This is a genomic window from Oceanospirillum sediminis, assembly GCF_014164585.1.
Taxonomy (GTDB): Bacteria; Pseudomonadota; Gammaproteobacteria; order Pseudomonadales; family Halomonadaceae; genus Oceanospirillum; species Oceanospirillum sediminis.
The window spans coordinates 30,707-56,737 of the sequence record NZ_JACJFM010000032.1 but is presented as its reverse complement, the minus strand read 5'-3'; the positions used below and the strand labels follow the sequence as shown (position 1 = coordinate 56,737).

The 26,031-nt window shown below is 47.3% G+C and carries 29 protein-coding genes and 1 pseudogene; 11 read left to right on the top strand and 19 right to left on the bottom strand.

Annotated elements, in window-relative coordinates:
* The first annotated feature begins 515 nt into the window (after positions 1-515).
* Positions 516-689, top strand: coding sequence for a site-specific integrase (locus H4O21_RS18840; protein ID WP_182810438.1), 174 nt, complete (start codon positions 516-518; stop codon positions 687-689).
* Between the two features lie 34 nt (positions 690-723).
* On the opposite strand, the gene H4O21_RS18835 is transcribed toward H4O21_RS18840, so the two are convergent.
* From H4O21_RS18835 to H4O21_RS18795, 9 genes and pseudogenes are all read right to left on the bottom strand, one after another.
* A complete protein-coding gene (locus tag H4O21_RS18835) occupies positions 724-1,692 on the bottom strand; it encodes an SEL1-like repeat protein (RefSeq protein WP_182810437.1) in 969 nt (322 codons plus the stop codon).
* A gap of 26 nt (positions 1,693-1,718) precedes the next feature.
* Positions 1,719-2,543 carry a hypothetical protein gene (locus H4O21_RS18830; protein WP_182810436.1) on the bottom strand — a complete coding sequence of 275 codons (825 nt, stop codon included), beginning with the start codon at positions 2,541-2,543 and terminating at the stop codon, positions 1,719-1,721.
* An 84-nt stretch (positions 2,544-2,627) separates the two neighbouring features.
* Positions 2,628-2,771 (bottom strand): annotated as a pseudogene (locus H4O21_RS26355) (DnaJ domain-containing protein); the annotation flags it as partial.
* Between the two features lie 284 nt (positions 2,772-3,055).
* On the bottom strand, positions 3,056-3,958 hold the full coding sequence (locus H4O21_RS18820; protein ID WP_182810435.1) for an Rpn family recombination-promoting nuclease/putative transposase: 903 nt from the start codon (positions 3,956-3,958) through the stop codon (positions 3,056-3,058).
* Positions 3,959-4,151: 193 nt separating this feature from the next.
* Positions 4,152-4,988, bottom strand: coding sequence for a PP2C family serine/threonine-protein phosphatase (locus H4O21_RS18815; protein WP_182810434.1), 837 nt, complete (start codon positions 4,986-4,988; stop codon positions 4,152-4,154).
* A 63-nt stretch (positions 4,989-5,051) separates the two neighbouring features.
* Entirely contained in the window at positions 5,052-5,681 is a 630-nt protein-coding gene (locus H4O21_RS18810; protein ID WP_220495741.1) for a PIN domain-containing protein, read from the bottom strand.
* Positions 5,682-6,090: 409 nt separating this feature from the next.
* Positions 6,091-6,339 carry a hypothetical protein gene (locus tag H4O21_RS18805; RefSeq protein ID WP_182810432.1) on the bottom strand — a complete coding sequence of 83 codons (249 nt, stop codon included), beginning with the start codon at positions 6,337-6,339 and terminating at the stop codon, positions 6,091-6,093.
* A gap of 103 nt (positions 6,340-6,442) precedes the next feature.
* Positions 6,443-6,874 (bottom strand): bactofilin family protein, encoded by a 432-nt coding sequence (locus H4O21_RS18800; protein WP_182810431.1) that lies wholly within the window; start codon positions 6,872-6,874, stop codon positions 6,443-6,445.
* A 483-nt stretch (positions 6,875-7,357) separates the two neighbouring features.
* Positions 7,358-7,633, bottom strand: a complete 276-nt coding sequence (locus H4O21_RS18795) for a hypothetical protein (protein WP_182810430.1) — start codon at positions 7,631-7,633, stop codon at positions 7,358-7,360.
* A 145-nt stretch (positions 7,634-7,778) separates the two neighbouring features.
* Between H4O21_RS18795 and H4O21_RS18790 the strand changes: the two genes are divergently transcribed.
* The gene (locus H4O21_RS18790) at positions 7,779-8,084 is read left to right on the top strand and encodes a PleD family two-component system response regulator (protein ID WP_182810429.1); all 306 of its coding nucleotides are present in this window, start codon (positions 7,779-7,781) and stop codon (positions 8,082-8,084) included.
* 223 nt (positions 8,085-8,307) lie between these two features.
* Here H4O21_RS18790 and H4O21_RS18785 read toward each other — a convergent pair whose 3' ends face one another.
* From H4O21_RS18785 to H4O21_RS18775, 3 genes are all read right to left on the bottom strand, one after another.
* Positions 8,308-8,538: a hypothetical protein gene (locus H4O21_RS18785; RefSeq protein ID WP_182810428.1), complete on the bottom strand. Its 231-nt coding sequence runs from the start codon at positions 8,536-8,538 to the stop codon at positions 8,308-8,310.
* Between the two features lie 176 nt (positions 8,539-8,714).
* Positions 8,715-8,858, bottom strand: a complete 144-nt coding sequence (locus H4O21_RS18780) for an antitoxin PaaA2 family protein (RefSeq protein ID WP_255487376.1) — start codon at positions 8,856-8,858, stop codon at positions 8,715-8,717.
* 85 nt (positions 8,859-8,943) lie between these two features.
* Positions 8,944-9,606, bottom strand: coding sequence for a hypothetical protein (locus tag H4O21_RS18775; RefSeq protein WP_220495740.1), 663 nt, complete (start codon positions 9,604-9,606; stop codon positions 8,944-8,946).
* A 747-nt stretch (positions 9,607-10,353) separates the two neighbouring features.
* Here H4O21_RS18775 and H4O21_RS18770 point away from each other — a divergent pair.
* From H4O21_RS18770 to H4O21_RS18755, 4 genes are read left to right on the top strand one after another with little or no spacing between them, the layout of a single operon-like run.
* On the top strand, positions 10,354-10,830 hold the full coding sequence (locus tag H4O21_RS18770) for a recombinase family protein (protein ID WP_182810426.1): 477 nt from the start codon (positions 10,354-10,356) through the stop codon (positions 10,828-10,830).
* A gap of 43 nt (positions 10,831-10,873) precedes the next feature.
* The gene (locus H4O21_RS18765; RefSeq protein WP_182810425.1) at positions 10,874-11,071 is read left to right on the top strand and encodes a hypothetical protein; all 198 of its coding nucleotides are present in this window, start codon (positions 10,874-10,876) and stop codon (positions 11,069-11,071) included.
* 18 nt (positions 11,072-11,089) lie between these two features.
* On the top strand, positions 11,090-11,692 hold the full coding sequence (locus tag H4O21_RS18760) for a hypothetical protein (protein ID WP_182810424.1): 603 nt from the start codon (positions 11,090-11,092) through the stop codon (positions 11,690-11,692).
* Positions 11,693-11,740: 48 nt separating this feature from the next.
* Positions 11,741-12,223: a HEPN domain-containing protein gene (locus H4O21_RS18755; RefSeq protein ID WP_182810423.1), complete on the top strand. Its 483-nt coding sequence runs from the start codon at positions 11,741-11,743 to the stop codon at positions 12,221-12,223.
* Between the two features lie 58 nt (positions 12,224-12,281).
* Here H4O21_RS18755 and H4O21_RS18750 read toward each other — a convergent pair whose 3' ends face one another.
* Positions 12,282-12,929, bottom strand: a complete 648-nt coding sequence (locus H4O21_RS18750) for an inovirus Gp2 family protein (protein WP_182810422.1) — start codon at positions 12,927-12,929, stop codon at positions 12,282-12,284.
* Between the two features lie 405 nt (positions 12,930-13,334).
* Between H4O21_RS18750 and radC the strand changes: the two genes are divergently transcribed.
* Positions 13,335-13,796 (top strand): RadC family protein, encoded by a 462-nt coding sequence (gene radC, locus H4O21_RS18745; protein WP_182810421.1) that lies wholly within the window; start codon positions 13,335-13,337, stop codon positions 13,794-13,796.
* A 93-nt stretch (positions 13,797-13,889) separates the two neighbouring features.
* Here the strand turns inward: radC and H4O21_RS18740 are convergent, their stop codons facing one another.
* The 3 genes from H4O21_RS18740 to H4O21_RS18730 all read right to left on the bottom strand — a co-directional run bounded on the left by H4O21_RS18740 (position 13,890) and on the right by H4O21_RS18730 (position 18,998).
* Positions 13,890-15,968 (bottom strand): YfjI family protein, encoded by a 2,079-nt coding sequence (locus H4O21_RS18740; RefSeq protein WP_182810420.1) that lies wholly within the window; start codon positions 15,966-15,968, stop codon positions 13,890-13,892.
* 1,594 nt (positions 15,969-17,562) lie between these two features.
* Complete coding sequence (locus H4O21_RS18735; protein ID WP_182810419.1) at positions 17,563-17,922, bottom strand: hypothetical protein; 360 nt, start codon at positions 17,920-17,922, stop codon at positions 17,563-17,565.
* Complete coding sequence (locus H4O21_RS18730) at positions 17,922-18,998, bottom strand: ParM/StbA family protein (RefSeq protein ID WP_182810418.1); 1,077 nt, start codon at positions 18,996-18,998, stop codon at positions 17,922-17,924. The genes H4O21_RS18735 and H4O21_RS18730 overlap by 1 nt, the downstream gene beginning before the upstream one ends.
* Positions 18,999-19,374: 376 nt before the next feature.
* Here H4O21_RS18730 and H4O21_RS18725 point away from each other — a divergent pair, with 376 nt between their 5' ends.
* The 3 genes from H4O21_RS18725 to H4O21_RS18715 all read left to right on the top strand — a co-directional run bounded on the left by H4O21_RS18725 (position 19,375) and on the right by H4O21_RS18715 (position 22,521).
* On the top strand, positions 19,375-20,346 hold the full coding sequence (locus H4O21_RS18725; protein WP_182810417.1) for a DUF932 domain-containing protein: 972 nt from the start codon (positions 19,375-19,377) through the stop codon (positions 20,344-20,346).
* A gap of 114 nt (positions 20,347-20,460) precedes the next feature.
* Positions 20,461-21,477 (top strand): YqaJ viral recombinase family nuclease, encoded by a 1,017-nt coding sequence (locus H4O21_RS18720; protein ID WP_220495739.1) that lies wholly within the window; start codon positions 20,461-20,463, stop codon positions 21,475-21,477.
* Positions 21,478-21,603: 126 nt separating this feature from the next.
* On the top strand, positions 21,604-22,521 hold the full coding sequence (locus H4O21_RS18715) for a recombination directionality factor (protein ID WP_182810416.1): 918 nt from the start codon (positions 21,604-21,606) through the stop codon (positions 22,519-22,521).
* A 53-nt stretch (positions 22,522-22,574) separates the two neighbouring features.
* Here the strand turns inward: H4O21_RS18715 and H4O21_RS18710 are convergent, their stop codons facing one another.
* From H4O21_RS18710 to H4O21_RS18700, 3 genes are read right to left on the bottom strand one after another with little or no spacing between them, the layout of a single operon-like run.
* A complete protein-coding gene (locus H4O21_RS18710) occupies positions 22,575-22,880 on the bottom strand; it encodes an addiction module antidote protein (protein ID WP_182810415.1) in 306 nt (101 codons plus the stop codon).
* Positions 22,877-23,209 carry a type II toxin-antitoxin system RelE/ParE family toxin gene (locus H4O21_RS18705; protein WP_182810414.1) on the bottom strand — a complete coding sequence of 111 codons (333 nt, stop codon included), beginning with the start codon at positions 23,207-23,209 and terminating at the stop codon, positions 22,877-22,879. The genes H4O21_RS18710 and H4O21_RS18705 overlap by 4 nt, the downstream gene beginning before the upstream one ends.
* A 39-nt stretch (positions 23,210-23,248) precedes the next feature.
* Complete coding sequence (locus H4O21_RS18700) at positions 23,249-24,181, bottom strand: hypothetical protein (protein ID WP_182810413.1); 933 nt, start codon at positions 24,179-24,181, stop codon at positions 23,249-23,251.
* A gap of 322 nt (positions 24,182-24,503) precedes the next feature.
* On the opposite strand from H4O21_RS18700, the gene H4O21_RS18695 reads away from it, so the two are divergent.
* The gene (locus H4O21_RS18695) at positions 24,504-26,012 is read left to right on the top strand and encodes a sigma-54 interaction domain-containing protein (protein WP_182810412.1); all 1,509 of its coding nucleotides are present in this window, start codon (positions 24,504-24,506) and stop codon (positions 26,010-26,012) included.
* Positions 26,013-26,031 lie beyond the last annotated feature (19 nt).

Below are 26,031 nucleotides of genomic sequence, written 5' to 3'. Positions count from 1 at the left end.
TGATATCAAGAATATGGGCTATTTGATCCATGGAGAACTGTTTATGGCTCAGTAAGATGGCGTGAGCACGGCGACGAGTTGCAGGTTTGTCTGCATGGTTATGTAGTGATTTTAATGCAGTCACTTCATCGTCAGATAATGGAGGAACGAATCTCATATTTACGCTCTCAAATATCAATTATCACCCTTTCAGTTTAGCGGAAAATAACTGTGCGAGTACTTAGCCCTGCAGGTCTCTCATATCATTAAAGGCGGTGAGATCATCGATACCATCAAACTGAGGCCGAAAAAAACCAAAAGGAAGACAAAAAAGAAAGGGACAAACGAAGGTGTGGCTGTCGGAGTTCTGAAAGAGGAAACGATTGAAATATTTAAAAAATATCTGGAACAGACAGACAAAAGTGGTGATGATTATCTGTTCACGCCTCTTCGAGGGAAACGAAGCCCCACATCACGGCACACGCATACAGAGCGATTGTGAAGCGCTGGTTTACCAGAGCTGAGATCAATCTCAGGTGTATGCAAGTCACTCGTTGAGGCGTGTTAACCCGACATTAATGTACTCAGAAAGCGGTAACCTGAAAGGCGTTCAGGAAATTCTGGGACACATCAACATAGAAAACACAGCCCTGTATCTGGGGATCGGGAAAGAGGAAGCGATTGATCTGGCCAGAAAGTACAGAGCATAGCCAGATCAAGCGGCTCATTCAAAGCTTGCAGGTTTCAGTTTAATGACTTTAGATATTTATTAAGCCAGTAGAGTGATTTTTGGAGGCTTTCTTCTACACCGTGTCCGTCGAGATACATCCGGCTTAGAACATATTGAGCTTCTGCATGTCCCTTCTCAGCAGCTTTATGAAACCAACGAGCAGCTTGTTGCATATCCTGCTTTAAACCGTCTCCCTTAAGATACATTAAGCCAAAATTATATTGAGCTTTTGCATGTCCCTGCTCAGCAGCTTTATGAAACCAACGAGCAGCTTTTTGGAAATCCTGATTAACGAGATACATTTCACCAAGGCTATATTGAGCTTCAGCATTCCCCTGATCAGCAGCCTTTTTAGACCAATATACGGCTTGTTTGAGATCTTGATCAACACCATCTCCGTGGAGATACATATTGCCAAGATTATGTTGAGCTTCTGTATTCCCCTGCTCAGCGGCCTTTTGAGTCCAGTATGCAGCTTGTTTGGGATCCTTATTGAAATACATCACGCCAAGATTGTTTTGAGCTTCTGCATTTCCTTGCTCAGCAGCCTTTTTAGCCCAATATACGGCTTGTTTGAGATCTTGATCAACACCATTTCCGTGGAGATACATATTGCCAAGATTATGTTGAGCTTCTGCATTCCCCTGCTCAGCAGCCTTTTGAATCCAGTATACGGCTTGTTTGAGATCTTGATCAACACCATTTCCGTGGAGATACATATAACCAAGATTGTTTTGAGCTTCTGCATTTCCTTGCTCAGCAGACTTTTGAGTCCAATATACGGCTTGTTTGAGATCTTTATTAACACCATTTCCGTGGAGATACATCACGCCGAGATTATGTTGAGCTTCTATATTGCCTTTCTTAGCCTTCTCCAAAGTAGTGACAAAAGAATTCTGAGAAGTTTCAGAGAATGCCGGAACAGAAAAAACAGGAGATGCGGTAATCAGCGCACTAAAAATCAAGCTTCGTGCAAATTTCATAACAGATCCTTTAAAAACGGGGGATGTTAGCGTTGTTCATCAAAAGGCCCGGCATAATCGTAAGACCGGGATTTAACATGTAGCCAGTGTAAGTTCAGAGGCCGGGTGATCAGCGTTAATCCGATATTGATCTGACTACTGGGTAGGCTCCATAAACTGTTAAAACGCATCAGTTCCTTTGAATTCGGGTTGTTGAAGGATACCGCGATAAACTTGCTGCTTTTCGGGGAGAGCAGGACCTGACGATCCCTGTCCTTCAGCCCCTCAAAACGTACCGGGGCCAGTTCTTGTCCGCTGTCTTCCAGCAGCAGCTGGAAACTGTTTTTTGTGATGCGGACTTTCTTATTTCCATTCGTCTTATTAAAAAACCGGAAATTAAAACGGATCTGATCATCGTCGATATCAATATTATTCAGAGACACCGACACATTTTCACTTTTCTGCTCGGCATTGTGACGGATCGGTAATTTCACAAAGCCCGGATACCCCTGATCATAAACCTGAACCGTTCTGCCATCGATACTGGCCACCCGTCCCAGAAAAGACGGGGCGAGGTTCTGTATACAGGCGGAGTAAGTTTCAGAATCTGAGTCACCTGCAGGGCCTTGTTTCTGCAACAGGCGGATAACATCCTGCTCTGAAACAGAACCCGCTTTTTTTTTATGGCCACTGAGTGACTGTTTCTTATCTGACAGATCCAGCACTGCTCTTTGAGAGGCTTTGATCTGGTCAGACAGTGCTGTGACACTGGCCGTCCCACGGCATAACAGAAGCACATCTTCGACAGGCCCGGCCATGACAGAGCCGGACAGCAACATGAAAAGAAAAAATCCCTTAAGATTCAGACGCATCAAAACAGTCCTATATTTCCGATAGCGATCAATTCCATAAAAAAATAATGGCTTAACCTGAAGGTTTCTGCCACTACAATTTACTCAGATGTTCGTATGCCTCCTGAACAAAGTTGAAAAGGTCTCCGAAGTCTTTTTTTCTTGTTCGGTCGCATTGGGATGCTTATCCGGATGGTATTCGGATCGTTTTTTTCGATAGGCTGCTTTGAGTTCTTTCTGAGTAAATCCCGGACGAAGCCCCCAGTATTTTCAGACACTGTGCGGTCTTTGTACCGATAGAATCAGCCCGGCTCTGTTCTTTCTGTTTCTGACGTGCCAGTTCAGCCTGCTCTCCTTGATTAATAGTTCACGACTGACTGATGGAGTGACTTCTGAACAGGAGGGGGAAACTACCGCTTACGAGGCAAAAGATATCGCGAAGCAGATGGGGATAGGCCGGTCGACGGTCTACAAGCTACTTAAGTAAAGCAGAGATACACTGCTTTACTTAGGCAGGACATTCCCTACTTATTTCAGTGGGAGGTTTGCTCTTGTATCTGCTGAACAGCGTCTGCTGTGAGATCAAAAAAGTCTGCAACATCTGCCACTGAAAATCCTTTCGACAACATTTTCAGGACAGCTTGCTGTACTTTCAACTCAGCCGCTTCAATCTTCTCCTGAGCTTCTGCCTGAGCTTTTTGATACCCTTCCTCAAGTCCTTCTTCACGCCCTTCCTCTCTGGCCTCATACATCAGCGTCGCCTCATCGTGTAAGGCTCGTTCACGCACCAGGGCTAAGCGCTTCTCTTCATCATCGGCACTCAGTTGTCGAATACGGTCCATCGCTTTCTTAATCGGTTCATGGGTGATAGTCGCCATCAGTGCATCCTCCTGCCAATGTTCAAAGAATGTGATCCAGTCATTCAGCGTTTCACTGGCAATACCCAGACGATCCGCCTTCTTTAATTCGATAATATTCAGTTGTAACTCATTGCCCAGCAAAACGTCTGGCTGAGTGCTGTCCCGCATTTCAAAACGCCAGATCGCTTGCTCTTTTTGCGCCTGATCCTCATCAAACAGATCAAAATCTAAAAGATGAATACCGACAGCGGCCTTCAGACGGTGGTACTCACGACCAGCATCCAGCTGGTCGCTGAGCATTCTGGCCAGATAATAGAGACTGCGCTGTCCCCAGGCATTATAGCGCCTCACCTGCATTTCTACATTGTACTGTTGCCCATCGGTGTCTTTCGCCAGAATATCAAGAATGATGTATTTGCCGGTCAGCTCACTCGCTTCGATATTGGGGTTCAGCACTTCGACCTCCTGCACCTGAGGCAGGTCTGGTCGCAGGTCATTAATCAGTGAGACCAGTAAATCAGGCGCTTCTGCAAACAGACGCTTAAATACATAATCGTTTTTGGGATCTAACAGCATGATCTCATTGCCTATTCATTACTCTCATCGCCTATTAACTCAGCATACCACATCCTGCATATACCCCTGAATCAGACGCGACCTCCACCTGATACCGACAATTCTCTCAGTGCAGACAGCCTCTTCTAAAATAGCGCTTATTGATAGTAAGTTACATCAGAGTAAGTGATCTTCCTTCTATATACCTCTCTGTTTAACCGAAGTTTCTGGCAATCAGAAGGGTCGTATTATCTTCCAGAGGCTTCAGCTCCTGAATAATCTCAGTTGCATACTGCCCCTGACGTATCCTGCGCATGATCTGCCTGATCGTTGTGCCAGGACGAACCTCCGGCTTCAGTATGCCGTCCGTCGCCAGTAACAGGATGGTTTCTGATGTATTCACGATATAGCTCTTTACTTCAGGCTTTCGAATCAGAGTGAATGAGGTATCTCCCAGAGCCCGCGTCAGAGCCAGTGCAGCATATCGGGCCGGAGACGAGTAGATATAACCACAGGACACCCGGCAGTCTTCATTGTACTGATCCCTGAACTGCTGGCGGATAATATCAACATCTTTTTTCCGGTACCGGACAGAATGGATCGGAGCGGAGGATAAACGTCCAGGAGCAGAACTGACAGCAAAGACAGAATCGCCTAACTGACCTGTTGTAATTCTGATAGCCGGGGAAAAATCTGACCGACGGGATCCGGATTCAATAAATGCCAGAGTCAGCGTTGAACCACAGGCCATATCCTGCGTGAGCTGATCAAGCCTCCGGAAGACCTTTCTGATCACCTGACGGACACAGGCATCAGACAACCTCGCATCACTGCTCACCCGTTCGGTTTCTTCAGAAAATATTAAGGCCAGATGACTGGCTACAAGAGAGGAAGCCTGACAGCCTCCATGCCCGTCAGCCACGGCGAGAAGCAACCCGCTATCCAGACGACAGGCAATATAACGGTCCTGTTGTTCATCCCTGAAACCGACATCCTGAAAAACGCTGATTTCTGGTGTTTCTCTGTAGTTTGTCGCAGGGATAAATTCCATCTTAATCGGTCTGTCCAGACAGTATTCAAGAGCTTCAGTAACCGGGAACAGCATGTCACCGGGTTACATCCGGTACAGCACCTTATTTTCCGAGACCTTAATCATATCACTCTGTTCCATAGAGCGTATGACAGAACGCAGTTCCTGATCTGTACAGCCTGGCATTTTTGTGCGCAGCCAGTTGCACAACGCAGTGACGGATTTAGGCCGGGCCGAAGAAGCTTTTCTTAACATACCGGTGATACTCTGCATCAGAGAAGATGAGGGCTGACTCGTATAATCTTTCCTCAGCGTTTGCCTCCTGATCTGCAGGCCTTCTGCTTTCAGATGCCGAATAAGAGGATCATAATCTTTATCTGAGGAAAGAATGCAGAATGAGGCATCCGGATAACATGCCCTCAGCTGGCCAATCGTATATACCAGAAGAAAATCCAGTGCATTTTTTCCGGACTCCCGCAGATGGATAAACTGTCCACGCTCTCCCAGAGACTGTACCGCTATCACCAGATCGGTTGGCAGCTTATTCTGGCCAGCGCCGACCAGCACCCGGACATGAGTGTCCGGAGACGAATCCAGCTTATCAATATCCTGAGCACAGATATGGACATTTTCATGGTCGACCAGAAAAAATATCGGGGACTGTTCACAACTCATAAACCGGGTATCCTTATTTCTGTCGGATACCTGTAGCATAGTCATATTCTGTAATGTCCGGAGTATCATACCTGTCAGGACAACAGAGAGCCCCGGAGAATATAAGCACCATATGGTCAGACTGGAGAGGAGAAAAATCATCAGAGAGTCCGTCATCCCTGACGGTTTACAGAGAGGCAGCCTCTCCGTTCATAGCATGAGGTTAACATCCTGCCCGATAATCGAGTGGCATGCAATAAAGACATATTTTTTATATGGTTTATCCGGTATTCCTGAGAAAGTGGTCTTCCCTGACCTTCGGGGTATCGCCATGGATGGGACTCGGTATCAGAAGAACAGCTGAACAGTTACAGAAAAGACCATCATCCCTGACACTTTGAAGAAATGAAAATATAAATCCTTTCAGCACCACAGTACTCTGGCCTGCCCGAAGCATTCCGACAGCGGTTTACGCGGCCCGGCAGGACATCAATACTGTACAGCTGATGGTCAGTGGTGACGCCAGATGTTTTAACCGGCGACCTGATAACTCCACCGGGGATTTCAGTTCAAAGACACGGAACTCTCTGACCTCAAAAAGCACCTGTTCAACCGGGAGTATCTGTTCCTGGAAAGCAATCACCCGCATCACATCCTGACGCTGTTGCAGAGGGGCTGGCTGATCATCGTAGCCGGATACAACTCGTGCTGCATTCATGATCATCCCCCTCCTGTACACTCTGTTCACTGAGTATCAGAATAAATACAATCGCATTACCAGTGTATTACCCGGCATTACAGGAAATGCGACATGATCCGGCTCAGGTACCCGACAAACGCGATACTTTATTCTGTTCGGAAGGTCTGAGGCGTACAGGTTTACCCTTCATCTTATCCCCCTGCTGGTAAGCCTGATCCATACGGCCACATAACAGAGCACCATGGGCCATTTCAATCCGGTGATAGAAGATATCCCCCTCCACATGCGCTGTATCGGTCAGTTTCAGTGTCTGGCAGGTATGGACATTTCCGTTCACCCGGCCACTGATACAAACCTCCGGAGCAAACACTTCTCCGTTGACGATACCTTTATCACTGATAAACACCGAGGCTTCAGCATTATCTTCAGCAATCAGATTACCGGATATCCGGCCATCAACCGTCAGATGTCCCCTGAAATAAAGGTCCCCTACCAGCTCTGTTGCAGAAGAAATCAGTGTGCCGGTATCAGGCACTGTTTTTTTATTTTTCATCACCGGGCTTCTTATTATTTCTGGTAATCGTTCTGTCTTCCCGTCACACAGACAGAAAAAGACCGCCATCCCTGACGCTCTGAAAATAATATGCGGAAAGACGTACAAAATGCGGGTTCACTGAATAACGCATTCAGTACTCCTTTTCAGCCACACAGTCACAGACTGTTCTGATGTGGGTCAGTCAGAGCCACTGTTTTGCCTGATCTGATACCTGACAGTATCTGGTCTCCGGCAATCTCTGCTGACAAAGGTATCCTAAAGACACAGCAATAAAATGGGTATTACTGAAGATTACAATATCAGGCCGTCTGCCTCCGAATGGCAACAGGCTCACTCAACTCAGATCCAGTATCCGGAAACCGGTAATCTCACTACAATCGATCATACAGTGTCGGATCTCCTGATCTGCAACAGCCTTATATACGGAGCGGGGCTGTTTATTATTTTTCACTTCGGCTCGGAAAGTCACCGGGCTTTTTTTCAGTCTTCCAGAGTATGCTCTGCATATTCTTCAGCGCACTGGCGTCTGAGCAACCGGCGTTTCTTCTTCTTTCTGATCTTTCTACGGCCTTTTCTACGGGGAACAGAAGCATCCTCAGGCGTCCCTGAGGGCCAGAGCCATTGTCTGATAAGTTCCAGGAGTAAAAACGTCACGGCAGAACAACCGATAAAAATGCCGGCAGGTGGATAGTGCTTTGCCAGTTCGGAATTCACTCCGGCCATACCGGCCACCAGACTGATCACCAGATTAAACATATTCTTCCTCCCTTCAGTCATAAACCACAGAAAGCGTGGATTATGGCATTTATGCCTGTAGCACCATGTCTGACGCTTCAACATAACACCCATAGGCCTGCAGAGACTATACTTGTTTAATAAGCACTGCCTGAATTAAAAACTGATGATAAAAATAATCGCTCTGGTGGGTTATTCCCGGACAGATCTGAGTACTTTTCGCTCTGTGCTGAGCTCTCATAGGCTGCATGCCTATCCGGATACAGAGGCTCTGTGTACCGGCTTGCCATCCGGTCAGCCAGACCTGATTCTGTGCAGACTGACGGAAAAAGGCGAGGGCTATGACTTCAGCCGGACTATCCGGCAACATCCTGAGCTGTCAGGTGTCCCCGTGATACTGATCAGCGAAGGGAATACACCCGTGGATTTTATCCGGGCCGTTGAATCCGGCGCAAACGAACTGACAGAGTGATCTGTCAGTGCAGAGCACCTGAGAACTCTGACAGATAAACTACTATGCCTGTACTGTGAACAGAGGAAGCCATGTCATCCGCCCCCGGGACAACCCGATAATGAGATAAAACAGGCGTGTCCCGCACCCCGGAAAGAAAGCGTATGAGATCGTCCCTGATCGTCATACATCCCCTGATCAGGGAGTATTTTACAGGATTCAGGCTACAGGGGATTAATCACGGTTATAAAGTGATGATCCTTCCCTTTCCATGGCACTCTATCAACACATCCTCATCAGGCCACTCCAGCACTCCGACACTGTAGATCAGCTGGTTCCGGGTTAACGCCAGGAACCTGACCGGTCCGTTAAGATCGATCTCATCAGATAACTCATAAATGGTAAAATCATCCGTACGGAATACCACACTGTGAGTCCGGTATAACTGGCCCTGATACTGAAGATATTCTGTCATAACCACCTCATGATCTTATTCTTATTTTTCTCAGTGTAGTCCGTCGGTTAACTCCTCTTCCGGACAATATCAATCAGATCCTACTGCAGACGTTTATACCCTCTCTGGACTCTTTCAGCTCCATCTCTAAACGAGCCACCTCAGTTAACGCCTCCGCCAGTTCGGACCATTCGAGCTTAAGCGCCATGCTTTTTCCTATTAATGATTTCCTGCAGATCTTCCATAACCTGTTCATGCTGTACAGGTGGGCGAGTATCGGCCAGAGCTTCCATCACCTTTTCACGAAACCAGGCATCATGAGCTTCCGGATCAGTTGTCAATCCTTCCGGTAAGCCCGGTTAATTACGATGATGCAAGTTATAGAAAAAACAGGGAGTGGCCGCTCCCTGTTTTTTCAGGCATATCTCATGAATAGATCAGGTTGTACAGGTGCTCAGGACCTTTCATCAGATCTGCACGCGTAATCCGAAGCATCGCATCTGGATCAGCGTCCTTCCGGAAAATACGGTCGTGGATGAACACGCGATATTTATCTGGCTCCGATGCGTCACTTCGTACCAGCCAATAGATCTGGTGTCGGAAAGTGTACATCGCACTACGAGTGGCGATGTATAGCGACGCATCTACCGGGATGGATTTTTCCAGCAGATCATCCACAATTAATCGACGAGTATATCGATCAATCTCTGCCATGATGATGCCCTTAGCATCTGCAGCATCAACAAGGAACTTGTCGACAGGCATATCCTTCTTCTCCTTGGAGTAGAAAGCCACGCCAGGCTGACCATCACGGCGATATACTGATGGTCCGTCGAAATGCCCGCCTCTGTGATTGGAGATTGTTCTGATTTCTACAGGAACATCCGGAGGCACAGAACATGGTTCGTTCTTATTGGTCTCCTCGTTTCTTTTCATCATCACCGTACGTAATACGAGTGTCGCGTTAAAGGACACGATTCCCAGTTTCTCTGCCAGATCGTATAATTCATGGCCCATGTCACGTAGAGAATGTTGTGCGCGGTTTGCCTCTGCCAATAATTTGCTTGTTTCTAAAATCATAACTGTCACTTTGTATCCAGTCGCGAATTATGCTATCCAAAAGCATTACATGGGCAAAAAACAAACGTAAAAAGCCCTAGGCATATTCGCGTAAGCTATTAAAAAATAAATTTTAGTTGGATCGCGTAAAGCTAGTTTTGATTAGCAGGTACTGTGGGCGTACCAAGCGACTTCTGCCGGACGGATATTATGGCAGTTAAGATTTTTGGAATGATCAACAGGAGTTGATGGGGGGAAAGGAGATAAGCGTTGATCCCGCTTTAGTAATCCTATTTCGATAAGAGTCTGAAAGAATACTGAAAATTCCTGACAGAACCCTGATACTTCATAGATTATATTTTCCGATAAAAATCGTAGGCGCAAGAACTCCTTCAACCGTTTTGTTGGTGATGTTTGTCTGTGCTTTCGTTTCTCAGACCGACACATATCTACGTAAGAATTAGCGGATGCTTGTCTGCACTTTCGTTCCTCAGACCGACACATATCTAAGCAAGCATAGGCCAGCCTGCGAACACGAGCAGTCCCTACTTCTACACATATTTTTGTTGAATCATAGGTATCGGGATGATTCAACTTATTAACATTTAAAGTAGAGGCCATGGTCCCATTATGAATGCAAAGTGGAGTGGTAACTTTAGACTATCTGAATCTGCTTGTGAATCATTTAACTAGAAAATATTTATGATTATAGCCCTTCGTTTTCCATTCTATTAACTTCACATTTTAACAATTGCCCATTGCTAAAGTGATAACCCCATGTGCAAAGCCGTGATCTATATCCGTGTCTCCACCCGCAAGCAGGAAATTACCGGCCTGGGCATCGAGGCACAGCGCAGAATAGCAACCGACTTCTGTCAGTCCCGACAGTGGGAAGTGACCAGAGAATTTATAGAAGTGCAGTCTGGTGGCCGGAATGACCGGGAAATGATCAGAGAAGCCCTGGAACAGTGTGAACTGACCGGATCGGTACTGGTTGTGGCCAAACTGGACCGTATCAGCCGTGATGTGGGGTTCATTGATCAACTGCAGAAGTCCAATGTGCGGTTTGTGTGTGCAGATATGCCAGAGGCCAATCAGACCATGATTCAATTCATGGCAGTGTTTGCCGCTTATGAAAGAAAGATGGCCTCAGAGCGAACAAGAGCCGCTCTGGAAGGAAAAGAGGGACTAGGTAACCCTAATACTACTGCAGAACGAAAAGGCTCCACGACTCACAGAGGAAGCCAGAGCTAAAGGTCGGGCTATTCGATCTGCAAGAGCCAGCAAACGGAATCAGATGGTCCTGCAGGAAATCCAGAAGATTCAGGAACAGGGCATCAGCACACTGCAGGGTATCGCCAACGAATTAAACCGGATAGGCGTGATGACCCCGAAAGCAGCAAAGCTTAATGAACAGGGTCAACTGACTGAAGAACAAAGGAAAAAGCTGACATTCTCAGCCACTCAGGTTAAAAGAATATTAGAAACTATCTGAATAAGGAGATTTAAGACGATGGCTAAAATCATACTTAAAGCTGAAGACCTGACTCTGGAGTTCTTCAAGGACCCGGACTTTAAGCTATCGAGCATCATTCCTCGTGACATGTACACCGAAAACGTATCTGAAGAATGGTATCCAGACGGAGCGGCATACAATCTGATTGAAGGTGAATTGGTATGTTGTGCGAAGCATAACTACAAGTTCATGGGATATCCGGCGGCAGTAATGCCCGAGGATGATCGCGCCATTGATCGGCACGTTTACACTCTGTTCAACGCAGTACGTCGCAACGAACGTCTGTCGGTATTCCCCGATGAAGTTCAAGTAGTCACTGATGGATCAACAGACAGTTCTGAAGCTACTGAACCAGATGCTCCAGAATCAGTATCTATAGCAGACGCAGCCAAATCACTGGCAGACAGAATCTCAGAAGAAGCTAAAAACATGTCACCGGCTGACATGGAAGAAGCCCGAGAACAACTCCTGCACCTCGGTAAAACCATTGCAGACTCAGGCATTGATCTGACTGAATCAACTGGAGAGACCACCTCAGAGCCTTATCAGCAAAGGGAAAAAGACGTAACCCCTGAGAAGGGCGCTTTACCCAGCTACTGATAAACACAAGCCAGAGGCATCTCCTGGCGCTATCCATAAGGCTATACAATGCACATCGGCAAACTGAAACATGACGTAAATGTCTCTACTGCGTTCATGACGCTGGCAAAAGAAGATGAAAACGCTGCTGAACACCTTGCTTCTTGTCAGCAGTATCGTCATGCCTGTTATTTTGTCATTCAGGCAATGGAAAAATTTATCCGGGCAAAGATCTTTACTCTGGTTAACCCCAATCTTGAATATTTCAGAGATAAGAACCGTACACACTCCCTGGAAAGTGCAGTTGAATTTCTCATTGAAATAATCAGTGATCAGCAGGTCATCAGGGATCAGGTTTCCTCACAGCTCAAAGATCATGTACTGGGCATCACCCGATACAATGCCCTGCACAATAACCTCCGATATCCGTCATATTCCCGACGATTCGATAACTACTCAATTCTTCAGGTTCATGCTGAAGACTATGACAGACTGAAAACCAGGCTTCATTCTCTGCAGTTATTTCTGAAGGACCTGCACCGGCTGACATAACGCTAGGCATCTGATCAGGGGGAATCATTTCCCTCTGTGATCATGCCCTGAAGCCTGTTCAGTACCGGCTACAGCCAAAGTTACGGCGTCTGTCGCCGTAGTTTTTGGTCTTTGCCTTACACAGATAGCTGATCCGGTGAAACAGGTTTTCGATCGCTGGCTGATCTCCCTGATCGACCCTGTACTCTGCATTGTCAGGAAAATACACGCCTGTGGCCGCATCCTCGATATCCATTCTCATGGCTCTGGCCCATGCCAGTTTAATACGGGCTGCCATGTTGCCTGCTAAGGCCGATTTATCACCCAGCACATGGTAAGCATCACGGTTCAGGAAAATCACCACATGATAATGATCATGGCCTTCCTGGCCACGTTCTCTGGCCCAGACGTACCGCACCCTGCAGGGTTTCGGGTACTGTTGCTCCCTGGCAACTCTGTTACGGTCTTTCAGAATGATGTCTGCCAGCTTTTCACAGAACACTGAGATCACGTTACAGGGCATCTGTTGTGCTCTGGAGGGCATTCTGAGGTCAAACCTGATACCGAATGTTCTCGGATACTCCTGTAAAGCACTCATGACCACCTGATAGGTGTGCTCAAGATAATCTTCGATCAGGTCCCCTTTACTGGTCTGTACAGAGAACCCTCTGAACTCAGGTACTGAGTGGAGGGACAGATTCTTATTGCTCTGTAGTCTGCGTTTCATGTCTGTATTCCTATGATGTTTTTATCGCTCATAGGATTAGGAGGGAATTAAAGTTTTCTTCACCTGACTCTGAATGATCATGCTCTTCTGGTATGGGTTCTGATCTGTCTTATTTTCTCAGTGATATTGATCTCATATAGTCTGTAACTATCGTTAACGTATAGATTGATAATTAAAGGCTATATATTAATCAACTTACCGCAAAGGGAATAACCACACATAATCAGAGGCTTTATGAGGGAGAGTGCTTAAATAGTGGGGATCAGGGGGGATTAAATGATCCTGATGGTTATCAGGTATCCACAAAAACGCAGGGAATTAAATCATGGGTCGAAGTGCCCCCGATTCCAGAAAATCTGAACCATATATCACCGCTGTGCATGAATGACATAAGGAGCCTTAGGCATGCATATCGACTATTCCCACCTGAACGACAATGAGCAGAAAATCCTGACAGAAGCGGCCAATATTATTGAAGAGCGGTACATCCGTCATAAGGAATACACCAGTCCTGAGCATGTGAAGCAATTTGTTCAGTACAGACTGGGGCACTATGAAAGGGAAGTGTTTGCGGTGATGCTACTGGACAACCAGCACCGTCTGATTGAGTTCAAAGAGATGTTTTTCGGCACAATCGACAGCGCAGCTGTTTATCCCCGGGAAGTGCTGAAAGTCGTACTCCACGCCAATGCAGCCGCTGTGATCTTTGCCCATAATCACCCCTCAGGACTCCCTGAACCCTCGGAGTCCGATAAGCAGATTACCCGGAAGCTGAAAGATGCACTCAGTCTGATCGACGTCCGTGTACTGGACCATATCGTGACAGGAGAAACATCGGTGTCTTTTGCAGAAAGGGGACTGATATAGATGAGACAGGGAGCGGACGCTCCCTATTTTTTTTCAGACATATATCATGACTAAAAAACAACTTCCTGCCCCATCAGATCTTCTGAAACGGCATTAAATCGTCATCTGATGGGGTCGATAATAATAATATTCCTGCATACTGTAATAAGCTGCTTTAAGAGTGCCCCGTTTACCATCAGGCTGGAATAATAACCCTCCCTCATCTTCATAAATCACTCCCCAGAAAGACAGAAGTCTCAGTACCTGGTCTGCTTCTTCACTGCTCCGGACAATGCCTTTAGAATAAAGATCTTTTCGGAAAATCCTGATATTCCCGTATGCATTCAAATTAGTATGCTCGCCATAAAGCGAAAGCATTTTACTGAACGCCTTATCCGCTTTATTCACCAGATCATGAGTAGCAGCAATATGCTCCCGGAATACGCACGCGTATCCCTGCATCAGAGTCATAGCATACTGGAAGCAATCCGCACTAATTTCATCATCATCGGAGTTTGCAATATGAACTAAGGCCGCAATACGTGATGCCTGCTCCATAATTTTTGATGCAAACCCGGTCATATCAGATAAAGGAGCGTTATGCTCCTTACTCATCAGAGACTCAATGAGACAGGTGTAGTCAATCCAGAGCCTTTCTGCCTCCGGGGAGAATGACAGAACTCTTTCTTCCGGAGAATCTGTCAGTCCAAGAGACAAAAACTGTAAGACCCGCTCATTAAACTGATCTTTGTAAGGAGAATGATTGGGTTCATCCAGAGGGAGCATACTTCTTTTACCAAATGGAATATCAGATATAACCGTCAATATACGGGCAAACAGACCATCTTCACTGTATTTTTTCCCGCGTTGATCCATGAACTTTCTGAACGATACAGGCTGAGTCTGTAAACAGATTGAGAAAAGTGTATTCCTGAGAGTAATTTTTTCTTTAACCCGATCGACTATACAGTTGCCACTCCCCCATAACTCATTCAGAGCTGTGGATTGTCTGAATAAATAACCATTCAGAATATTGTCGGCCTCACCTGACAAGAGAAAGCCCATATTCCATCTGTTCTGAAGACCTGTTAACAGAGCTTTTTCTGTTGCATCCTGGAAGAAGAAATCTAATGGAAGCGGAGTATCAGGTTTCTCCCGGTTATGCTTAAGCAGTTTTTCTTTAAGATCCTCACGTTCCTCTGAAGAGGCCCTCCTGTATTGCCTTTTCAGCTCTTTTTCATCCTCTTTCCATAAGTCAAGTTCTGTTTCATAATACTTATCGCCCGCCTTCAGAGAGTCGAAAAGTTTCTCATTGTAATCTGTTATCGGGCCAAAAAACGCATTTTCTAATCTGCTTTTACCCCCACCAGAATCAGCTACCGTCAGCAAATATAAGTTAGTATTGCCCTTTTTGCCTCTTGGGCACCTGACTCTCAACCACCTTTGGCAGGAAACAGACAGAGCACCCAGCATAACCTGTAATATCATCCCTCTGGGGATTTGCAACAGCCGGGTCGTTTCTTCCAGTGTCTGATTGAAAAGGCCCTCTCTCATGAGTAACGGGCAAGTCAGTCTTTCAAAATCTGATGATAATGAAAATACAGGCACGCCAGGTAATTGACAATTATTCTGTTGCAAATCAGACTCCATATTCTTTTTCACGGTGACCGAACGAGCAGGTCTGCCACCTTTGTTCTTCCCAAGAACCCTATTAAGATGGCTAATGACTACCTTATGAAATTCTTCTGAAACAGTATTTTCTGAAGGATTTTTCAGGGCATCGTAATGAGTAGCCCTCTCCTTTTCCAGACGTTGACGTAATCTGATGAGATTTGCACAATCATTGAAAAAGTCTTGCAGGATAATTCTCCTCCTCTCAGAATTTTTCTGAATGGAGTCATATATTTCTTTTACTTTTTTTTCATCCGCCTGGAAAAAATCAGTAAAAAAGCGGGGGAGTAATCGAACCCTTTTACCTAATTGAATATTTCCAAGGCCTTCAGGATTCTCCGGTGGTAACTCCCGGATCAGCCACCCGGCTGACTCAAAAAGCTCCAGTACTTTATTAGTATGGGCAACACTCCAGGAAGAATATTGCTGATATTCAGCAATTGTCTTAGGCCTTTCTGATGGTTGCAAAATCTGAAGACGGTCATTAGGAGTCAGGCCCAGCTCGCGGCTTGAACGATTCACTCCAAAATCCTCAATATGCATTGAAGAGAATAATCTTTTTACCAGGATAGCATATTCAGCAATTTGCCTTCTTTTCTTATCTGACAAGTTTACAGAACCAAGAAAACGAGTTAAGACACCTTTAATATGACTATTTATTGCCCTCCGACCTAAAACAGAGATGCCTAACTTATCTTTTAAATCCAAATTATCTTGAAAACCCTGACATCCAGTAGAAAAAAAACTTCCAGTCTTATCCAGATGAAGATTGTCCGAAGGGAATAGCTGAAAGTGCTGAATATCAGAAGGTAATAACTCAGTCTCTCTCAAAGCCCAACCCCATTTGCAAGGCTCAGACCTGGCAAGCTCATCCAATAACCCTGGACTGAAGAACAAATCTTTTGTGACAACCTCCCCGTCTATTTTCTTACCTATTAATGTAACAAAAGATTCAGAGATAAAAGGAAAAACTAACGGATTGATCAGCCTGAATTTATCCAGAGAATTCAGCTGAACTCGATGTACACAGTCCGGATTTTCATGAAGCCAACTCTCTGTTTCCTGATTCTTATCTATAGCCATAGGTCAACTTTTCCAGCTAATAACCGCCATAAACAAAACATTATGGGGGTTATTAGCTAGAAAACAACCTTCCGAACTATAAAATATAGAAAAAAAGAGACAACACAGGATCACATATATTTAATATGCATCATAAACACTTAGAAGAACAAACCTGACGCCCTTCGGTTGTCGGCTGTCGACTCCAACACCGGCCAGCAAAACACCGAGTCATCGGATAACACAGTGATGCCGGTATTCTCGCTGCCAGCAGCATCAGCTTAAGAGCTATCTATTTTCTGAATCTCTTTTTTGGCACAAAAACGGCATCCGCAAGGATGCCAGCCCTCTGGCTGGCGCAGTCATCACCCTACCTCCCCCACACCTTAAAACAGTGTGGCTTCAGTATTTATGACTGCGCCATTCGGCATATACAGCGGCTAAACTCTGCCCTGGAATGATCCAGGGTGCGGTCGCCTTAGCCCCACCTACAAGCCCTCTAAGATCTGTTACCTTCCGCCGTTTTGGTTTATATCGCGCGAACTCTTAAAAACACGCAGTGGCTCAGTAACAGTAAAAATTGCAGGTGGCATCACACGACCAGGAGCGCTCCCTCTCTTCTCCCTGATACTGTATGAACCGAGCGAGACAGTCTGACGCGACTCAGACAACGGACGTACAAGCTCATACAGGCAGAGTGATCAAATAAGGAATACGCGTGTTGATATGGGATAAAAGTGCGGATATACTTAAGGAACGAACTTTCTTGAGTATATCCGTGAATTTACCCTTCGCGCAGTTACTTAAAGATCTTAAAAACCCTGGAGCGCCAACTCCGGGGTTTTTTCGTTTCTGCGAGACAAAATTTAACAGCATTCGTTCCAATATGGAATATTTATTACCGCTGGCCCGACCTTTTTCCCTGTTTTCTAAGATCTTTCTAAAATCTGGATCATGCCCTTCCGTGGACACCCTGTAATCCTTCTAAAAGATCGTAAGATCTCTGAACCCCTGATGTTTAAAGGCCTGAAATGTATCTTCGCACACTCATCAATTACCTCACTTTGCCAACCATGGGCCGTGTTTTACGCTCTGTTTCTGTCGTCCTTTTTTCTTCAACCTCAACCGGGGGTTCAGGCGCTTCCATAGAGGATACGGGAATCTCCATCAGACTTGCTAAGGCCATTTGAAGGGCCTTCTTGGCGTCAATGCCGGGCATTTTTTCCAGTGACACCACAAGATCCAGTAAACCAGCGTCCTGCAAGATGCCACCACCCGTGGCGAGCTTTCGCATGGTATCGGACTTATTTTTACTCCCACCGGTATCCCGCCAGGCAATAATTCTCTTATGCTCTTCATCCTTAGGGTTCAGAGGCGTATTGGCATACACCATACTTTCGGTTGTTTCAGACATTATTCCACCTCAGCCAATGGCTCAACGTGAGGGATTTCTCGCTCAACTTCTGATTCATCAAGGCCGGATAAGAAGGTAATGAGCTTTAATAAACCCCGGGCATTCGCAAATTCAGGGTCTTGTGGCACAGTAATAAGCTGCCATTCTGAAAAATACTCGCTGAGCATTTGACCACCACCACCCACTAATAGGATCTGATCCAGGTAATCAATATTGCCTTTCAGTCGATCCTTCGCTTCCTGAATGATCTTACGCGCCACTTCACGTTTGCAGGTTGCAATATCCTCACTCATATCATGCGACTGGCCCGCCAGGTCGATAAACGTCTGGGTTTCCATGCAGCGATCCAATACGACAAGTTCGATTTTTTCAAAGTCTGGCCAACGCGCTAAAATGCGTTTTTCGAGACCTTTTAAAATATCCTGAGTTCCCACAGACAAGGTGATGAAATTATCATCCATCTCAAATTCACGACCAAAAATACCTATCTCTGTCGTACCGCCACCGATATCCAGCACCCCACGCTTCTTCTCAGTCGGCTCAGAGACGTCTCCCTGCTCGGACACCACCGAATCGACGTAAGCCGCAAACCCCTCTGCAAACACCACGCCTCGTTGAATACGGGCCACTTCAGAGCCGGATAAGCAGGTATCTGACTCTTTAAACCTCAACGCATCCATTTTTTTATCCATCAGCGCGTCGTTGAACGCCGTAAGGCCATGCTGATCCCGGATAACGTAGTGACCCAAAGGTAAGTTGGTGGCCAGGTTAACCTCTCTCCCCGATAACCCCATCTGATTCAGACCGGCTAACGCTAACGCTTTAACCGCCAGTGAGTCGGGTCCCTCTTTCACAATATTCAGAGGATCGGTCGCGTTCTCTAACACACTCAGAACTTCACCTGAGAGTTTAAAGACCGTCGACTTCTCTGTTTTTCCTCCCAGCATAGACAGTCCGGGAGCCCCTGATTTCACACGGCTTTTAAAAGAGAAACACTGAATCTCGCCGTTTTTCCAATAAGCAAATTTAGATTGTGAATTTCCGATATCACCAGCGGCGAGGACAGGTTTCTGCATGGGGTTTCTCCATTGAATTAAGGTGGGGAACGGATGAATCCCCCTAAGATGCTTTTATTTATACTAAAAAAGAGCACTTTATGCACTGAGAATTACATTAAAAAAGCACTTTTTGTTTTATTTATATGATTTTTAAATTGGATAATGCTGCATAGATATCATTTTGGATAATAGATAGTGCTTTATTTGGCGAAAACCTGCCCAAAAATTAATTACAGAGCATGAATAGAGCATCTATTACTTTTTAAATGCTTTGTTTTTGAAAATAACCGTATTCCAGATTTTTTGACACATATATCACTCCCTTGAATCACCTGGAGAAATCCCTCTCCAGTGTCCATTTCTGCCCTATTCCAGGGTATCTCGGAGGTTGTTTATGTCTCATTCAGTGGAATCTATGGCGTATGTCGGTGCTACTCCTTGGCACGGTTTAGGTCATGCTTTATCTCCTGGCCAGTCTGTCGATGTCTGGCGTCAACAAGCCGGTATGGATTGGTCGATCGAGTCCTCTCCCGTGCACTTTCTGACTCAGTCTGAAGGTCTGATGTCCGGTGATCTGCTGGAGTATGCCGATCATAAGGTGCTCTATCGTTCCGATACTCAGGCCCCGTTGTCTGTGGTCGGTCATCGCTATCAGGTCGTTCAGCCAGCTGAAGTTCTGGAGTTCTATCGGGATCTGACCGAACACTCGGGTTTTCAGTTGGAGACCGCTGGTGTGCTGAAAGGCGGTCGTAAGCTCTGGGCGCTGGCACGGACCGATCAATACGGCGAGTTAACCGGCCAGGACCGTATTCAGGGTTATCTGTTGTTAGCCACCGCCTGCGATGGCTCCATGGCCACCACCGCTCAGTTCACCAGTGTTCGTGTGGTGTGCAACAACACGCTGGCGGTGTCCTTGCGGGAAGGTCAGCGGTCTTCAGCCCCTTGTGTCCGGGTGCGTCATAACACCCGCTTTGATGCTGATGCCGTGAAGCAACAGCTGGGCATCTCGGTATCCGTCTGGTCGAACTTTATGTCGGAGCTTAAGGCGCTGTCTGAACGGCCTGTTCGTCTTAAGGAAGCGGAGTCGATTGTGCAACAGTTGTTAGTGACACCCGGAGCCCCTGATCCTCAGAAGTCGAACCGTAAGGCCATTGATCGCACTCTGTCGCTGTTTATGGGCTCGGGTCGTGGAGCTGATCTGCCGTCATCTAAAGGGACGGCATTTGGACTGCTCAATGCGGTGACGGAGTATGTGGACCATGAACGTCGGGCCCGCAGTACGGATCACCGGCTGGACTCGGCCTGGTTCGGAGCCGGGGCTCAGTTAAAGGATAAGGCCTTTCACCAGCTGATGGATCGGGTCTGAGTCTGTTCTCTCATAGCAATCTGTTGTTTCTCTCTTCTTTTCTTCCTGATGTTAATACACATAAGCCCCGGGGTTCTGTCCCAGGGCTTATGTCGTTTGTGCGAGGTATGTTGTATGAACTCTTCTCTTAATACGATTCAACCGGATCATGTGGTCTCCCCTGCCGGTCGTGCGGCCATTCGTAAAGTACCGACAAAGGCGATGGACCATGATCAGTGGTTACAGGCCCGTAATGAGGGCATCGGAGCCAGTGAGTCAGCTACAGCAGCAGGGTTAAATCCGTTCCAGTCTCAGTTAGAGCTCTGGATGCTGAAAACTGGCCGGATTGAGCCAACACCGGAAGCGCCTATTGATCAGATGCGCTCCCCGATGTACTGGGGACAGGTGCTGGAACCGGTAGTCGCTCAGCACTACACCCGGTTAACGGGGCGTAAGGTACGCCGGGTGAATGCCATTCTGCAGCATCCGGACTATCCCTGGATGCTGGCCAATCTGGATTACTCCGTGGTGGCCAGTGATGAGGTGCAGATCCTGGAGTGTAAAACCGCTGGTGAGTATGGGGCGAAACACTGGAAGTCCGGTCCTCCGGATTACGTGCATTGTCAGGTACAGCATCAGCTGGCAGTGACCGGTAAACAGGCCGCTGATGTGGGTGTGCTGATTTGTGGTCAGGAGTTCCGGGTCTATCGGGTGGAACGGGACGATGAGCTGATTGCTCAGCTGATCGCACTGGAACATCAGTTCTGGCAACAGGTGATCTCGGACACCCCGCCTGAAGCGGATGCATCAGAATCTGCGCGTTTTGCGCTCAATCAGCTCTATCCCGGTGACAGTGGTGAACGGGTGGACTGGTCTGAGGACGTTGAAATGAACCAGACCTTTGATCAGCTCCTGCAGGTGCGTGGCCGGTTAGATCAGCTGAAGACAGAGGAAACCGCCTTAAAGCACCGGCTGCAGCAGGCAATGGCCGAGGCCAGTGAGGCGATCTTGGCTCAGGGTAAAATCAGTTTTAAGCGCAGTCAGGATCAGGTGACGTTGAATACTAAAGCGTTGTTAAACGATCAGCCGGATCTGCTGGCTCAGTATCCGTTGAAGAAAGCCGGGAGTCGGCGCTTTCTGGTTCGGGTTTAACCTCTGCCCTCTCTCGCTTTGTCTCATCAGGGCTGCGAGCTGCAGCCTCTTCGTTTGATTTATTCATTTCATTGATTATCAGGGTGCACTCTGGCCATAGGCTGAGGTGTGCCCGGGAGTTGGATTATGATTAAAGGTTTTGCCATTACCCCACCTGTCTTAGGTCGAATCAGTATCGGTCATCTGATTGAAAATGCTCAGGGGAAACGGTTACCGAAAAAGGATGATCAGTTCACGTTAACCAGTCAGGTGCAGACCCGGGAAGGCTGGGTGGTTCATCCGCTGGATCAGGTGTTGCGACAAGCGCAACCGGACCAGAAGTTACGGGCGATTCCGGTAAGGGTGTTGTTCAACGATCCGGATCTGTCCCTGCGGGCGGAATATACATTATTTGATCGACAGACGGCCCGTCCGGTTTGCACCGGGGATGGCCAGGAATGTCGCCGTATGAGTCAGGAGGGATTAAAGACGTTACCTTGTCCAGGGCCTTCTCTGTGTGAGTTTGGCAAAGGTGGACTGTGTAAGGTCTATGGTCGGTTGAATGTCTCAGTGAATACGGAACAGGACTCCGATGATCTGGGCAGCTTTATCTTCCGGACTACGGGCTATAACAGCATCCGGACGCTGGCGGCCCGTTTGCGTTACTTGCAGGCGGTATCCGGGGATCTGTTGTCCTGTATGAATCTGGTACTGAGGTTACGGGGCAAGAGTACGACGCAGAGTTACCGGACGCCGATTTTCTACGTGGATCTGACGTTGCCTGATGGAGTCAGTCTGGAGGATGCGATCCTCCAAGCCAGGGTCCGCCATGAATCCCGTCAGGAAGTGGGCTTTGATCAGGTCGCACTGGATCAGGCGGCGCGTCTGGGCTTTGCCAATGCCTGGTTTGAGGAGACGGAGGAGGATATTCCGGCCTTACTGACAGAGTTCTGTCCGGAAGACAGTACACCGGAGGTGACCGCTGTATCAGCTCCTGCGGCAGCTGACTCTGCTAATCCGTCACTGAAACAGAAGCTGACTGAACGGATCAGTGCCACTCACTGACGTGGTATGACCAATCATCGTCTGTGCCTTCGGCCAGACGATTTTTTTTGGCTTCAGGCGGTGTTGCCTGTGATCTGATGGAACTGAATGCCCGACGCTTTCATAACCGCTGTCAAAGTACGTAGCTTAGGATTGCCCTCAGGGCTTAAGGCCCGATAAAGGCTTTCCCGTGAGATATTGGCTTTCTTTGCGATCTCAGACATGCCGCCTTGAGCCTGAACTACATGACGTAGAGCCATCAGAAAAGCGGCTTCACCACCTTCCTCATCCATCTCATCAAAAGCAGCCCGGAGGTACTCCCCAGCCATATTGGGGTCATTCTTTAGCATGTCGATAACGGCATCATCATGGCTTCTCATCTTTCAACCCTCTTACGATAATCTGCTAGAAATGCTTTGGCTTGTTCAATATCAGCAGACTGTCGCTGTTTTGTACCACCTGCCAGCAGCATGACGAGTTTATTCTCAATACAGGCATAATAAACCCGATAGCCTGGCCCATAGGTGATACGTAGTTCGAACACACCTTCTCCCACTGATTTAACATCCCCGGCATTGCCTGCAGCCAGTCTGTTAATCCGGGTTAATACACGCATAGACGCCGGTAAATCCTTTCTCTTTACCTTCTCAAGCCATGCCTGAAAAGGATCATGTCCATCCGCTGTCAGGTAGTGTGTGATTTCATTCATGGTTGATATTGTATCTTTAAAGCTACACCTCGACAATGATCACTCTAATCGCTCCCGAATCTCTGCCAGGGTAATCCCCTTCTCTCTGATCTGAGCAACCAGATCCTGAATATCCTCTTCATGCTTCTGTTCCAGAGCGTTCTGGAAGTCTTTGATCAGTGAGCTGATTTCGCTTTTTGACAACTGTTTGATTTCAGAAAGGCGTTTATTGCGTTTCGCTCTGGCCAGTTGCCGCAGATTCATCCCCTGATCCCGGTCTTCTGGCTGAACCGTTACCTGAGGTGAAGTGCATTTCTCCGGATTGTCTGGCTGATCTGAAGAGACGTCATCTTTTTCTTCCGGATCGGCTTTGTCACCAAAGGCCGGAACCAGCTTCTTTTTCAGCAGATCATGATAGTAAGCCGGTGTGGGGAGCATAAAGTCCAGGTGATCCCCGATCGTGCTTCGGGTCTGCTTAATCATCGCTGTCGGAAAATAGTCCTTTTCTTTTTTTAACTTCATCGCCAGCTGTATTTCTCTTTCAACCAGGTTGTCACGGAACGTCCGGAGAATGTTGTCGTGGGCATCATCCTCTGTCAGAACGGCTTTCCACTCATCCTGCTGGATCTTTTCGATGCTCATTCGGATACGTTTAATGATTGTCCGGGTTATTTTATTCAGGCTGGCCTGACGACGGTCATCGATACTGTCTTTGTCTGTCTCTGATCTGTCTTTTCCTGAGAGAAGGAGGACAGGTTCTGGCTCTCCCTGCTGTCTTAGGGTACTTCGGACATCCGATAAAAAGTTGTCATAACTGCGGTGATCGGAGGGGGTTCCACTGCTGTAAAACACCCGGTCAATGTCCTTGATTTTGATTTCTATATGATTGTTGCTGGTTTTCTTATAGGAGAACGGGCGCTCTTCAATCAGCTCTGCCAGCCCCTTGATAACGCGCTTCTGAAAACTGGTATAGCCTTTAAGATGATTCGACACTCAGGGTCCTTATTACACAGGCGGAATAGATTGAAAGGAGAGGATGTCATCCGTTGCACTCGCATTGGTGTTACCAGATACCCTGTTTAACAGAATGCGGCCTCCCTATCATCAGGTCATTCATTTTAGTCTAATAGATTAACTCCTTGTTCCGTAAGTGATTTATCGGGATACAATAGTCGAATAGCCGTTTCATAAAGCGGGTACCATCATATCAGCAGCCTGACTGTTTATTGATACTGCGGGCTATCAGGTCAATGCTCAGAAGGTCAGGGTCATGCTATAAACCGGTGATGGTTCAGGACAGAAAGGAGTATCAGGCATGGGGAAACATCAGCGTACCCTGCTCGTCAGCTGGATTGGAGCGCATGATCTGAAAGGGCTTCAGGGGGATTCATCAGGCCCCGTCATTGATACCCTGGATCAGGTGAAACCGGACAGGACAGTTTTGTTGTACAACTACCCTGAAGAGGCGGTACAACCCTATCTGGACCGGGTTAAAGTACGCTACCCGGATCTGGTCTTACAGGCGTTTCCGGTCTCGTTGTCTTCACCGATTCATTATGGTGACATTTACCGGGCTGCAGAGTATCACCTGCAGCAGGTGCTTCAGCCAGACGAAAATCTGGCGCTGCTGTTAAGCCCGGGGACACCCGCGATGCAGGCTGTCTGGGTACTGCTGGGTAAAACCCGTTTTCCGGCTCTCTTCTATCAGGCTTCACGGGAGCAGGGCGTTCAGCAGGTTGATGTGCCCTTTGATATTGCCGCTGAGTATATTCCTCCGGCCGATAAACTGTCCTCCCGTCAGCTCCGTCAGCTGGCACTGGCTGATGCTCCGGAAAATGCGGCTCTGGCAGATATTATCACCCGTAATCCTCAGATGCTGATGCTGAAACAGCAGGCTCAGATTCTGGCAGAGCGTGAAGTCCCTGTCCTGATCTATGGTGAAACGGGTACCGGAAAAGAGCTGTTTGCCCGGGCAATTCATAATGCCAGTGATCGGAGAGACCGGCCTTTTGTTGCGGTTAACTGCGGGGCTTTTCCTGCTGAACTGATTGATTCCATATTGTTTGGCCATAAAAAGGGGGCCTTTACCGGAGCCACATCGGATAAGCCCGGAGTCTTTGCTCAGGCCGATGGCGGTACCCTGTTTCTGGACGAATTCGGCGAACTGGAACCGGCTGTTCAGGTGCGTCTGTTACGTGTGTTACAGGATCAGAGATTTACCCCGTTAGGCGGTGTGGCTGAGCAACAGACCAGTATTCGCCTGATCACAGCCACTCACCGCAACCTGATGCAGGATGTGGCTGATGGTCGCTTCCGGGAAGATCTGTTTTACCGTATTGCTGTCGGTGTACTGCACCTGCCCCCCTTACGCAGTCGTCAGGGAGACCTGATGTTATTAGCCGATACATTACTGATATCGATGGCCCGGCAGGATGATTATCTGCATAATAAAAAAATTTCTGCTGAAGCAAAGAATATTATTCTCAGCCATAGCTGGCCCGGTAATATCCGGGAGCTGCGTTCAACACTGATGCGGGCAGCACTGTGGAGCCAGCAGGATATGATTTCAGCCGATGATATGAAGCAGGCGGTGTTTCAGAGACCTGCTGAAGAACACTCTATTCTTAACAGGGATGTCTCTCAGGGCATTGATATTAAAGAGGTTGTTGCTGAGGTAGAACGTCATTATATCCTGAAGGCGTTAGAACATACCCGCTACAACAAAACGGATGCCGCCCGGTTGCTGGGAATGAATCACTATCAGACTCTGAGCAACAGGATGGATAAATACGGCATTGAGCTTCCTCAATCCGCAGAGCATTGAAAGGATGGCACAGTCTTCG